We start from the raw sequence: 11,539 nt of genomic DNA, 5'->3' as shown, positions 1-11,539 counted from the left end.
CGAGGTCAGAGCAGGCCTTCCAGGCGCTCCTTGAGAAACGCTGCTCCGATCAGCTCGAAGTGATCGACCTGCGAGCAGTCCAGACTGCTCGCATCCAGCCCTCGCGCGTCGGCGCCCTCGTTCACAGCGGAAAACAGGTCCTCGAAGGTGTACGACAGGATGACGTGCACACCACGGGTCTGCCTGATCAATCGCCCGAGCCGGTCCAGGAACAGCGTCGGAGTGTCCACGTCCCACTTCTCGACCACATCGCGGGCATGACGCTGCACCTGAGCAAAGTCCTTGTCCAAGATCTTGTACAGGTATTCGCAGAGATAGCGGAACTCGTCGAGCCTGGACGCCGAGCTCAGAAGCTCCAGCAGTTTGTTGGGCTCGGCTTGATCGACCTTCGCTATCCGCGACGAGATCGTGGTCGTCCGGGTGGTGATGTTCGGGTCAAGGAGCACCGTCTTGTGGATGGGTATGGTTTTGAAGACCTTCGTCGTTTTCCTAGTGAATTCGTCCAGCAACAGGATCATGTCAGCACCGAACGAGAACCCGACGAGCGTCATGCGCTTCTTCGGGTACTTCCGGTGCAGCTTGTCGAGGGCGTAACCGAGCAGCGCGATATGTGAGGAAAGTGAGATCGGGGCGTAGTGGTCGTCGTCCTTCTCGAAGTCGTTGAAGCCGTAGAAGGTCAGCGCGATGCAGTGATACCGGCTCTCCGCCATGTATGCCCGGAAGTCGTTCGCATCGAGCCCGAGACCGTGCAGGAAGACCACGAGATCCTGAGAGTCTCGCTTGGCCTCCAGATAGTGGAGGCTGCGTGACACCACTTTCTCGTCCAGACCGGCGTCGGCGAATTCACGGGCTGCCGGCTGGATGGTGATCACTCCGGGTGTGATACCCGGCTGTTGCCGGCGCTGAAGCGAAAGTCGGTACACTCCGGCCGTAGTCGCACCGGCGACGACCGCGGTGATCAGCACTGATATCACGGTCGGACTGAGAGCGCCGGAGCCTTCCAGGGCCGCGCGGAACTCCGCAGAGTACAGGTTCGTGGCAATACCGATAACGCTCCCGATCACGCCGGAGACGACTGCGAGCCACGGCGGGATGCGGAAGCGGTTGGATGGTGAACTGTCGACCTTCTGTGGCGCGAACGGGCCCACGGTCACCTCGTCACATCGCGAAAGAGATCGGATATCGGCTGGCGAACGAGGCGTAGTCCTCCAGGGGCTGCACGTCGCCCCGGAAATGTCCGTCCGACACGGTGCAGAGACGCTGAGGATCCGCACGGGATTCGTCGTATAGGCTCACTGTGCATCCAGGCTTGGTCAGTTCGGCGACCGGTTCGGTGACGATGATGATTCCGGGCGGGCGCAGATTCTCACGAAGTACCTCGATGATACGGCTACGGCGCTCGGCATCTATCTCATAGAGAACGTAGCTGAGGTTGACAACGTTGATCTCCCGGTGGCTGACGAATCTGATGAGCTCCTGGTAATCGAGGATGTCGAACTCCTCGTAAGTGACCTGAGCCTGCTCGACCTCGTGAACCCGCCGCGACAGCTCCAACTCCTGGAAGAGCCGGCGGTAATAGTCGGTGGCCCCATAGCAGGCCCGCACCCAGCGCAGGTCGGGCCGCGGCCCGCGTTCGACGCCGAAGCGCGCGTTGAGCGGCACCGCTTGAAAGGCCGGCTTCCGCCCAGCCCAGCGCAGCTCGCCGCTGTACCGCTCGAAGAGCGCCCGCGAGTTCAGCTGCCGCGGCAGAATGCCCAGTCCCGTACCCAGGTCGGCGAAGTTGACCGGAGGTGTCGGCGGGATCCGGAAGTAGGCGCCGAGCAGTACCTGGACGACCATGAACCGCCTGGCGGCTGTGAACGAGTTCTGCCGCATGGTCAGGATGCCCGCGATCTGCTCACCGCGGTCCCGCAGCGTGGCTTCCAGGGCGCCGAGCCGCTGTGTGGCCGGGGCCGACGGCTCGATCAGCGTTGCGAAGCCATCGCCGGTGACTTCCTTGACCGCGATTCCCAGCAGGGTGAGCAGGTGCGTGGAGCTGCACTCCGAGCGGGCTTTGCAGAGGGTGGCAACGGCTTCGGTGAGTTCGGGCGCCTCTCGCTCGAGCCCGTAGGCGAACAGCCTGTACAGCTCACGCCACCCGTGGTCCTGGGGATGATCGCCCAATCGGCGGGCCGCCGTGCGGGCATCTGCGATTACGGTCACCGGTTCGCTTCCATCTCGCCGCCGTTTCACCCTTAAGTGCTCGCCGCAACGAACAAGATCGGTGGCGGGCAAGGCCGCGCGATGACTGGACCTTGCACAGCATCTGATGATCTATATCTGCATTCTTGGGTAATCGCCATCTCCTCAGCTTATGCACCGCGCACAGTATCACGTGCATCACTAATCGTGATAGACGGTTGCCGATTGGATCTCCTTGGCATCCTGCAGGCCCTTGCAAGGGAGTGACTGAACAGAACCGTGGATCATTAATGCAAATCTCAAATGAGGAAAGAAGAGGCCTTCCTCGGGAGGCGGGCAATCCGCTCAGGGCCCGAGCCATTGATCACACATCCGGCGTTCAATAACAGGTGAAGGCGGACACTTTGTGCGACGACAGCATGTCCGACGTTGCAGGGTTGGCGCATGATGCAGTGTGTCCGCCGGGCGGCCTGCACGACCCGGTGCGGATCGCATCACCGGGACTGGCCCGCCACGACGATGAGGTCGTTCATCTCTTCCGTTGCCGGACGGACGTTGGAATACTCCGTGACTTGACCACGGCCGTCACTCCACCGGGGTCAACCTTGTAGCCAGGCGCTTCTACCTGGTCAGAACCGGTGCGAGCGCATCCGGTGCGGCGTTGGATTGAGGCGGGCTGCTCGGCGAACAGCCCCGAACCGAAAGATCAACTACGGGCAAGGTTGAATGATTGTGACTGCAGCGACCTATTTCGTGTCCTACCGCTCGGCGAAGGACGTCCCGATCGAGGTGCGTCGTCGCGACCAGGGTGGCGAACTCATCGCGTTCCTGCACGGCTTCGGCTGCGCCAGAGAAAGCTTCGACGAGGCGTTCCGAAGCGACGCGTTACTGGAGTACTCGCTGCTCACCTTCGATTTACCGGAACACGGCCGATCCGGGTCACTAGGTGCACACGCCGGTATCGAGGGAGCGGCCGACGCGGTCACATCCCTGCTACGACGGACACACCATGAACGCGTACATCTGGTATGCCACAGCATGGGCGGCGCGATCGGTCTGCTGGCCGCCCAGGACCTCGGCACGCGCATGGGAGACTTCATCAGCGTCGAAGGCAATCTGATCGCCGAGGACTGCGGCCTGGTCACCCGCGGCGTAGCCGAACAAGAGGCGACAGAATTCAACGAAAACGGCTTCGCCAGGTTCGTCGCCGGTCTCAAGAAATCAGCCGAGCTCAGCCACCGCCTCTGGGCTGAATGGTACGAACGCTGCAGTCCTCTTGGCCTGCACAGCCTCGCCGGCTCCCTCGTTCAATCGTGCGACAACGACAAACTGGTCGACCTCCTGACCGAACTGGAATCAGCACATTACCTCTACGGCGCACGCAGCGAGATCGGTCACCTGACACACCGGCTGCGCGGCATTCCCATGCACTCCATCGACCGGTCCGGCCATTTCCCGATGATTGATAATCCGGCCGACTTCTACAGCCTGATCGCAGCCGTCCTCACCACCACAGGCGCCGCCTCACCGGCCGTCTCCGCCTCGTTCTCCGGCTGAGCACACCCGGGAATATGGTTCGACCCGCCTGGCCGTGGTCTTCGCCTACGAGAACGGCCGGGGCGGAATCAGGAGCTGGAACAGCGCAGGTTTCCGGCCTCGTCCGGGCAGTCCCCGGGATTCGGGTGTGCGCGGGATCCGCTGCGACTCGGACACCGAGCCGCAGCGAGTCCTCGCCGTGGCGGGCGCTAGGACACGACGTAGTCGTTGAATACGTGGACCCCGTCGTGGCCGGCGCCGTCCGCGTCCCTGCGGTTCGTGTTGAAGTACAGCTTGCCGTCGCTGATTCCGACGCCTTCGATCTCGAACAATTGCGAATACATCGAGGACGTGATGCGGAAGGAGAGGTCGGTGGCCGCGGGCGCGGTGCCGGTCGTCGCCGGCGACACGTTCCGGTAGACGAGCACGATGCTGCGTTTGTCCTTGGTCAGCGGGTTGTAGAGAACGTGATTGGTCTGGTCGTAGAAGAAGCCCTGGGCCTTGAAGGTCCCCAGGTCCGGCACCGTGGCGCCATTGACGAGCGCATCGTCGACCTGCAGGTCGAACGCCTTCGTCACCTCGATGCTCCCGGAGTCGGCGCGCAGCGGGAGGCTGCCGTTGTAGACGGTCCTGCCGCTCTTGAACATGAACGTGATCGAGGTGCTGGTGACCGAGACTCGATTGATCCCGGACGCCGGCAGAACGTCCCCGTCCAGATGCAGCTGGTACGCCCCGGCGTACTCGTAGGTGGTGCCGTCGTAGCGGAGTTTCACGAGCTGCATGTCGGCCGCGTCCGTGTCCATCGTGACGATGAACATGTGGTGCACCCCGTCGATGTCGACGATCGTCATGTCGTTCCCGTGCCCGAGCCAGGTGTTGGTCGACCTGTCGTCGGTACCGTTCCACATGACCACTCGATCGCCGGTGGCCTTGTTGACACGGTAGATGGCCGAGATGGCGTTGGTGTCGTTGTCGTTCTTGATCGAATAGAGGTAGGTGGCTCCGGCGGCGAATCCCTGTACCTGCCCGCAGCAATCCAGATCGGGCGTGCCGGCGATGTCGGTGTACGTGTTGTAATAGGCAGCTTGAGCTGCGGTGACCGGGCCACTCGCGATCATGGCCATCACCAAGCCACCCACCACCGCGGTACGCGAGATCGCTGCCTTGAACAATGGAATCCCCTTCGTTGAACAGATCTGGCTACTCAGCCGGTGACCGGCAGCCAGGGTTGATCTTGCGCACGTCGTTCGCGGGCCACTTGATCGCTTGTCCGCATCGGCCGGATTCATACGCCGACGGTCGCCACCAACGCCAACCTGACCAGGTCCTCGTCGACCTTGCGGATGGCGATGTCGTGCTCCCCGCCGGGTGTCACCAGCGTGAATGCCGCCTGGTTACGGAAGTAGAGCTGCCGGCCTGACGGGGCGAGCGCGACCTGCGCCGGGATGATCATGGTTTCGCGTGCGGGTGAACTCCTCCACACGGTCTCCGCGCCCGGCGTAAGGTGCAGCCAGCCACCCTTCGCTACGACGATCTCGGCCGCGCCGACGCGCCTCTTGCGGACCTGGCCGAGGGTCCATGTCATGCAGAACACCTTGAAGGCCTGCCCGTTGCCGAAATCCGCGACATCCCGGGCCGGATCACGGCGCTTGATGCCCGCGCGGTCAAGCCACGATTCAAGGGGCGTGAAGGAACCAGCAGACCTGCGGATCTTGGTAGACATGGCGGAGAGCTTGGCAGGTCCCGAAAACGTGCCGTCGCCCGGCCCTGACCACTTTCCATCTTGGATCGTCGGAGCGACCGCGACCGACGTCTCCTGCCGGCTCAACGTCCGTTCCACGCCGACATCGTCGCGGCATCCGCGATTCGTGCATCCGCGCGCCCGATCTTGATCTCGCGGTGTCCGATCAGTCGTCGACGCGGAAGCCGAGTTTCACCAGCACCTGGTAGTGGGCCACTTCGCCGTCGACGACCTGACCGCGGATCTCTTTGGCCTCGAACCACTCGATGTTGCGGATCGTCTCCGCGGCCTTGGTGACAGCCGTGCGGATGGCGTCGTCGACACTGGTCGGGCTGCTGCCGACGACTTCGGTGAGCCGGTACACGTGATGCGTCACGACGAGACCTCCTCAATTCGCGGCCGAAGCCTTTACATCAAGGGTGGGCGACGCGGCCGCCGTCCGCTCGGGAACGCCCGGAACGCGACATCGGTGCCGGCGTTACCGGCCCAAGACCGTACGGGCGGCGTGCTGCGCCTGGATGAAGGCCTGCCGGCACCTGTCCGCGTCGCGATACTCCGCCGGGGATTCGGCGATCATGCCTCCGTCGGGCGCGGTGAGCGTCCACCGGAAATGGCCGTCCACGGTGGCGACGATGCGCAGTTCGCCCGCGCCGTCGCTCAACTGCCGCAGCGACCGCCGCGGGCCGGCGGCGAGCACGTCGGCGCTGGTGGCGGACCGGCTCACCAGGCGCCACCGGTCCGGTGTGGCGCCCTCGGAGGCGACGACGGTGATCAAGGCGCGGGCCGGGCGGCGGGACCGTACGTCCGTTCGTGAGCCGGGCGGTCGGTCAGGCCGGCGGCGACGCCCGTGATCATCTGCTCGAGGTGGTCGAAGTCCGGCACCGCTACCGCTTCGGCCTGTTCGTGCAGCGTCGAGCCGGTCGCCGTGTCATCGATTCGAGGCACGTGGTGTTGCGTGTTGTGAGCCATCTGGTCCTCCCTCACCGGATCAGTACGCGCTTCCCCGCTCTTCGCGCGCATCACCGTTTGCAGTGTGCAAGTTTTGCCGGCTGCGGTGCCTACTCCGCCGTGGCGAGGTCGTCCTGGTGTGCGCCCCAGCCCAGCCACCAGTCCTGTTCCGACATCTCTCCGGCGGCGTACGCGAAGGCGGTCAGCGCGGCGGTGACCTCCGGCCGCCACCGGTCCGCGGTCACCGCGACCAGGCGTTCCAGTTCGGTGCGGCGGCGGGTCATCACCTGGTCCACGACGTCGTGGCCGGCCGGCGTCAGTCTCACCTTCACCACTCAGCGGTCGGTCGCGGACCGTGATCGCCGGATGAGGCCCTTACGGGCCAGCCGGTCCAGCATCCGGGTGGCGGTCGACGGATTCACCCGCAATTCCTCGGCGATGTCGCTGCCGCGCTGCGATCCGCGGACGGCGAGCACGGCCAGCGCCCGGAACTGCGGCAGCGTGATGTCGCCCTCGACCGCGGCCAGCGAGCGGGCGGTTATCCCCACGAACGCGCGGCTGGCCGCCGCCAGCGCCTGCACGACGCCGGCACGGTCGGGCGAAGCTTGCATAGGGTCATAATTGCACCGAACACGGCGTCGACGCCCCGGTCGGCAAGCCGGGAGATCAGTACCTGCGAGGTAATCGTCTCCATCACCGCCGAGTAACCAAGCGCGTGACGAACAAACGTTGCACTCTAGCAATTGACTTGCCGGGCGACAAGATCAGTTGCGTCTCGTTGAGATCATCACGTGATGGAACGGGTGAACAGCCGCGTGGTGTATCGCAATCCGTGGATGACGGTCCGGGAGGACGAGATCCGGCGGCCGGACGGCAGTCCCGGCATCTTCGGGGTGGTCGAGAAGCCCGACTTCGCGCTGGTCCTGCCGCGCTGTGACGGCGGGTTCTGGATGGTGGAACAGTTCCGCTATCCGGTGGGGCGGCGGGCGTGGGAGTTTCCGCAGGGCAGCTGGGGCCGGGGCGCCGCCGGAGATCAGGTCGCCCTCGCCCGGCAGGAACTGGCCGAGGAGACCGGCCTGCGCGCCGGGACGATGGCGCACCTGGGGCACCTGTACGAGGCGTACGGCTTCTCCACCCAGGGATTCGATGTCTATCTCGCGACGGACCTCGAGGAAGGCGCGCCCGATCGGGAGGCGAGTGAGCAGGACATGATCCACCGTCGGTTCAGTGACGCCGAAATCGTGGCGATGATCCGTTCGGGGCAGGTGGTGGACGCGCCGTCGTTGGCCGCGCTGACCCTCTACCGGTTGCAGTCGACTTGACGGGCCGGGACGGACTCAGCCGGTGCGCTCGATGATCATCTCGTTGGGGCCGGCGCCGTAACCCTGGCCCTGTGCTCGCGAGGCGGCGCGGCGGGTCCGGATCCGGGTGCGCAGCAGGTCGACGCCGAGGGCTGCGGCGAGCAGTACGAAGATGCCCAACTCACCGACCGGGTCGACCAGGCGGGTCACGTCGGTGAAGGTCGGCGGATGGCTGGTGCCGACGAAGCCGGGGACCATCGGCAGCACGCACGAGATCGCCAGGAAGATCAGTAGCGCGGTGCCGGCCGAAGCGATCAGCGCAAGGGGCAACCGCCGCTGGCCGGCGGTGCGGCGCGATGCCACGGCGATGGCCGGGCCAACCACGAGGATGGCCACCAGCGCCACCGTGTTACCGGTCGCGATCACCGGAACGGCCAGCGCGAGGGCGGTCCACCCCGCACCCACAGCGACCGCGGTCAGCGGGGCAGGCACGGCCGTCCTCAGCGCCGCCGACGACCGCCGATCGGTGGCCCAGAGCATCGCGGCGAGTTGGAGCACCAGGAGGACGGTCCAGAACCACAGCCCGGCCCCGGTGTCGTCAACGTGTGGCGCGACAGCCGTCGCCTCGGCCACGAGAACGACAAGACCGGCGATGCGGGCGGACATCCGGATGGCCATGGCCCACGGTAACCGGTAGGTCAGCACCGATCACAGAGCAGAGTTGACCGACGTCCCCGGCCCGGCCGGTGAACCGCTGATTAGGGTGTTGCGGTGACGCTGCTGCTGAAACTCGTGCTCGCGCCGTTGCTGGTGACGGGGTCGTCGCTGGCGGGCCGCCGGTGGGGTGACCGGGTGACGGGTGTGCTGGTGGCGTTCCCGATCGTGGCCGGGCCGATCCTGCTGATCACCTGCTTGGAGCAGGGGGTGGCGTTCGGCGCCCGGGCGGCCGCGGCGTCGCTGCTGGGCCTGGTCTCCCTGGCCGTCTTCGCGGTCGTCTTCGCCTACGCCGCCCGCCGGTGGCGGTGGCCTGCGGCGGTGGCCGTCTCGTGGCTGGCGACCGGGATCGCCGACGTGGTGCTGGCCGGGCAGAATCTGGCGGCGGGATGGGCGCTGACGCTGGTCACGGTAGCGATCGTGACCGGGCGGTGGCTGCTCACCGCCGTCGACGAGGGCTCGGCCGGCGGTGGACGGCTGCGGCCGCCGTGGTGGGATCTGCCGGGCCGGGCGGCGGCCACCGCGACGCTGGTGCTGTTCGTGACCGGGATCGCGAGCACGGCCGGGCCGGTGGTGACCGGAATCCTGGCGCCGTTCCCGATCGCCACCAGTGTGGTGGCCGCGTTCGTGCACGCCCAGGACGGTGCGGCAGCGGTGGCCCGCACCATGGCCGGAGTGCTACAGGGGCTGGCCGGATTCGCGGTGTTCTGCTTCCTCGTGTCGGTGCTGCTGGTGCCCGCCGGTGTCGGCGGAGCATTCGCCGTAGCGATCGCCGGGGTACTGGTGTCACAGGCAGTCGTGATGCTCGCCCGTGGAAGGCGTTCCGCTGTGAAGGAGCCGGCACGGTGACGAACCGCTCCGCCCGGCCGAGCCTACGTCGATCCGCTGCTCCAGCCCCTGTTTGAGGTGTGGCCAGAGATCTCCGCCGACTGCTGCGCGGTCCCGGTCGCGGCGAGGTAACCGGCGGCATGGTCGCCGCTGCCAGCGGGTGACCGGAGCGGCCCTGATCGAACCCGGACCGGTGACCTGGGAGGACAAAGCCTGTCCGTCAGAGATCGGTGACGGGCGGGGAGGGCGCATGGTGAAGCCGGCACGGCTGGTGGCCGTCGGGGTTCTGGCATCCAGCCTTCTCACCATTCCGACGATCATCAACCTGCTGACCGATCAGGCTCCCGATTGGCTGAGATCGCCGTTTCTGCTGCTGCCGATGCTGGTGGTGGCGTTCGCGGTGGTCGCGGCCGACATGGTCCGGCAGGGGCGGCAGACCGGCGGCGGGCCGGTCGGCAAGGACCGGCTGTACGCGGAACGGCTGATCAGTGGCATCCGGCGCACGTTGGACGGGATGGACCGTGGCTCGATCGCCGCGGAGGCTGGGGTGCAGCTCGGTGAGCTGGCCCGGCTGCCGCTTCCGCTGAGGGCGGGGAACGACGGCATCACCGGCGCGGCGGACCTCGTGCGGACCGTGGGCGAGGAACGCGGCGGGTTCTCCGTGGTCGTCGTCGGTGAACCGGGATCGGGCAAGAGCACCCTGCTGCGCGACGTGGGCTGGCATCTGGTCGAGGAGGCCGACAGTCAACGCAAACGCGGCGAGGAGGCCGTGGTGCCGGTGCCGGTCGACGCGGGCGCCTGGCGGGGCGAAACCGAACTGGCGGCCCACCTGCGCGAGACGCTGCGAGCCCACGCGATTCCGCCCGGGATCACCGACCGGTGGCTCGCTGAGGGGACGCTCTACCTGTTGGTCGACAACCTCGGCTGGCTACCGGCCACCCGACGGCGGAAGGTGATCGAGGAGCTGAACACCTTCCGGGAACGGTATCCGGCGATCGGAATGCTGGTCTGCGCCAACGAGGACGACCACACGGACGCGTTGGGTCTGCGGACGGTCACCGTCGAACCGGTCAGCCGGGAGCAGGTGCTGCTGCATCTCGACCGGGCCGCGAACACCCACCAGGAACTGCGGGACGTGGCCGCCGGGTCGACGGCGCTGGTCGAGGTGCTGCGCAACCGGCTCTTTCTCACCGCCGCGCTGCTGGCATTTCCGGATCGCGGTGGGAGCCGGGTGGCGCGGTCGGCTCACGAACATCCGCGGGAGGCGATCATCTGGGCGTACGTCGAATCGATGCTCGCGCGCGACCCTGACCTCACCGACCCCGAGCCGTTTCTCAGCCGCCTGAGCTGGATCGCGAAGCAGTTGGAGCGGATGGGAACGTTCTACTTCCACGACTACCTGGTCTCGGGCTGGCTGCCGGGCAAGGGCCGCCGCCGGGCCGTCGGCATCCTGATCGGCGTGCTGCTCGGGCTGGTCCAGGCGGCGGCCACGGCTGTGATCCTGGTGCCGCGGCATCAGCCTGTGGGTTTTCTGGTGGCGGCGGGCCTCTTCCTGCTCAGCGTCGGCGTGCGGCTGCCGGACTGGCCGGCCACGACCGAGCCGGTGCACACCTTCCGGCTGCACGGGTCGTGGTCGGTGCGGGAGTTCCGGCGGGGCTTCCGGCGGCCGATCGGGTTCGTGACCATCGCCTGCGTGTTGTTCGATCTGTACCAACTGTGGGGACACGTTCCCGGATGGGCCGCCCACGATGCCGCGCAACAGCGTCAGGTGCTGGTGTTCGCGCTGGTAGCGGTGCTGGCGGTCAGCGGTCTCGGGTTCGTGCAGGGATGGACGCTGGAGGCGGTGGACACCGGGAAATGGGCGGCGTCGATGGAACCGCGGCCGTTCGGGCGCTACCTGATACGGGTGCTGCGGTGGGCGGCGATCGGGGCGGTCTTCGTCGGAACGGGCGCCGTGCTGGTCCTGGCCACCGCCGGGTTGATCCTGCACTGGGGAGAACCGGTGAACCTGAGGCCGGCGGCCGGCGAGGGGCTGCTCGTCGCGGCGGTGGCATTCGTGGTCGTGCTGGTGACGCTGCTGGGCGTGTGCGTCGAGATCGCGGTGGTGGAGGCGCTGCTCCGCGATGACGGGCTCATCCCGGAGGACCTGCCGGGATTTCTGGGGCAGGCCGCCCGGCTCTCGCTCTTGCAGCGGACCGGTGGTGGCGAGTTCGCGTTCAGCCACCAGATCCTGCGCTACTACTTCGCAAGCCGGGAAGCCTGATCAGGGGCCTGCCAGGCGGTTCGCCGA

General features: G+C 66.6%; 14 protein-coding genes. 4 read left to right on the top strand and 10 right to left on the bottom strand.

Annotated features, from left to right (window positions below; translation table 11 throughout):
• Positions 1-5: 5 nt before the first annotated feature.
• On the bottom strand, positions 6-1,148 hold the full coding sequence (locus BJ964_RS30660; protein ID WP_188123921.1) for an alpha/beta fold hydrolase: 1,143 nt from the start codon (positions 1,146-1,148) through the stop codon (positions 6-8).
• Between the two features lie 10 nt (positions 1,149-1,158).
• Complete coding sequence (locus BJ964_RS30655; RefSeq protein WP_188123920.1) at positions 1,159-2,202, bottom strand: hypothetical protein; 1,044 nt, start codon at positions 2,200-2,202, stop codon at positions 1,159-1,161.
• A gap of 711 nt (positions 2,203-2,913) precedes the next feature.
• On the opposite strand from BJ964_RS30655, the gene BJ964_RS30650 reads away from it, so the two are divergent.
• Positions 2,914-3,738 carry an alpha/beta fold hydrolase gene (locus BJ964_RS30650; protein ID WP_188123919.1) on the top strand — a complete coding sequence of 275 codons (825 nt, stop codon included), beginning with the start codon at positions 2,914-2,916 and terminating at the stop codon, positions 3,736-3,738.
• Positions 3,739-3,926: 188 nt separating this feature from the next.
• On the opposite strand, the gene BJ964_RS30645 is transcribed toward BJ964_RS30650, so the two are convergent.
• The 7 genes from BJ964_RS30645 to BJ964_RS48285 form a co-directional block, all read right to left on the bottom strand.
• The gene (locus tag BJ964_RS30645; protein ID WP_188123918.1) at positions 3,927-4,835 is read right to left on the bottom strand and encodes a hypothetical protein; all 909 of its coding nucleotides are present in this window, start codon (positions 4,833-4,835) and stop codon (positions 3,927-3,929) included.
• 167 nt (positions 4,836-5,002) lie between these two features.
• On the bottom strand, positions 5,003-5,557 hold the full coding sequence (locus BJ964_RS30640) for a hypothetical protein (RefSeq protein WP_188123917.1): 555 nt from the start codon (positions 5,555-5,557) through the stop codon (positions 5,003-5,005).
• Between the two features lie 67 nt (positions 5,558-5,624).
• The gene (locus tag BJ964_RS30635; protein WP_188123916.1) at positions 5,625-5,834 is read right to left on the bottom strand and encodes a dodecin; all 210 of its coding nucleotides are present in this window, start codon (positions 5,832-5,834) and stop codon (positions 5,625-5,627) included.
• Between the two features lie 102 nt (positions 5,835-5,936).
• Positions 5,937-6,233 carry a hypothetical protein gene (locus tag BJ964_RS30630; RefSeq protein ID WP_188123915.1) on the bottom strand — a complete coding sequence of 99 codons (297 nt, stop codon included), beginning with the start codon at positions 6,231-6,233 and terminating at the stop codon, positions 5,937-5,939.
• On the bottom strand, positions 6,230-6,481 hold the full coding sequence (locus BJ964_RS30625; RefSeq protein ID WP_188123914.1) for a hypothetical protein: 252 nt from the start codon (positions 6,479-6,481) through the stop codon (positions 6,230-6,232). Before BJ964_RS30625 ends, BJ964_RS30630 begins: the two co-directional genes overlap by 4 nt.
• A gap of 35 nt (positions 6,482-6,516) precedes the next feature.
• On the bottom strand, positions 6,517-6,732 hold the full coding sequence (locus BJ964_RS48290; RefSeq protein WP_229807208.1) for a hypothetical protein: 216 nt from the start codon (positions 6,730-6,732) through the stop codon (positions 6,517-6,519).
• A gap of 9 nt (positions 6,733-6,741) precedes the next feature.
• A complete protein-coding gene (locus BJ964_RS48285) occupies positions 6,742-7,017 on the bottom strand; it encodes a MarR family transcriptional regulator (protein ID WP_229807209.1) in 276 nt (91 codons plus the stop codon).
• Positions 7,018-7,200: 183 nt separating this feature from the next.
• Here BJ964_RS48285 and BJ964_RS30615 point away from each other — a divergent pair, with 183 nt between their 5' ends.
• Entirely contained in the window at positions 7,201-7,728 is a 528-nt protein-coding gene (locus tag BJ964_RS30615; protein WP_188123913.1) for an NUDIX domain-containing protein, read from the top strand.
• 15 nt (positions 7,729-7,743) lie between these two features.
• Here BJ964_RS30615 and BJ964_RS30610 read toward each other — a convergent pair whose 3' ends face one another.
• Positions 7,744-8,385 (bottom strand): hypothetical protein, encoded by a 642-nt coding sequence (locus BJ964_RS30610; RefSeq protein WP_188123912.1) that lies wholly within the window; start codon positions 8,383-8,385, stop codon positions 7,744-7,746.
• Positions 8,386-8,478: 93 nt separating this feature from the next.
• Between BJ964_RS30610 and BJ964_RS30605 the strand changes: the two genes are divergently transcribed.
• Together BJ964_RS30605 and BJ964_RS30600 are read left to right on the top strand one after the other, a co-directional pair.
• Positions 8,479-9,270 carry a hypothetical protein gene (locus tag BJ964_RS30605; protein ID WP_188123911.1) on the top strand — a complete coding sequence of 264 codons (792 nt, stop codon included), beginning with the start codon at positions 8,479-8,481 and terminating at the stop codon, positions 9,268-9,270.
• Positions 9,271-9,499: 229 nt separating this feature from the next.
• Positions 9,500-11,512, top strand: a complete 2,013-nt coding sequence (locus tag BJ964_RS30600) for an NACHT domain-containing protein (protein WP_188123910.1) — start codon at positions 9,500-9,502, stop codon at positions 11,510-11,512.
• Positions 11,513-11,539: the final 27 nt, after the last annotated feature.

It is taken from the genome of Actinoplanes lobatus, assembly GCF_014205215.1.
GTDB lineage: Bacteria > Actinomycetota > Actinomycetes > Mycobacteriales > Micromonosporaceae > Actinoplanes > Actinoplanes lobatus.
The sequence above is the reverse complement of the archived record's forward strand: the minus strand, read 5'-3'. Positions and strand labels throughout refer to the sequence as shown.

What these genes read in the sequence shown, in the direction of transcription:
- BJ964_RS30645 (WP_188123918.1), bottom strand. Translation starts at nt 4,835, where the DNA reads ATGATCGCGAGTGGCCCGGTCACCGCAGCTCAAGCTGCCTATTACAAC.
- BJ964_RS48285 (WP_229807209.1), bottom strand. Translation starts at nt 7,017, where the DNA reads ATGCAAGCTTCGCCCGACCGTGCCGGCGTCGTGCAGGCGCTGGCGGCG.
- BJ964_RS30615 (WP_188123913.1), top strand. Translation starts at nt 7,201, where the DNA reads ATGGAACGGGTGAACAGCCGCGTGGTGTATCGCAATCCGTGGATGACG.
- BJ964_RS30610 (WP_188123912.1), bottom strand. Translation starts at nt 8,385, where the DNA reads ATGGCCATCCGGATGTCCGCCCGCATCGCCGGTCTTGTCGTTCTCGTG.
- BJ964_RS30600 (WP_188123910.1), top strand. Translation starts at nt 9,500, where the DNA reads ATGGTGAAGCCGGCACGGCTGGTGGCCGTCGGGGTTCTGGCATCCAGC.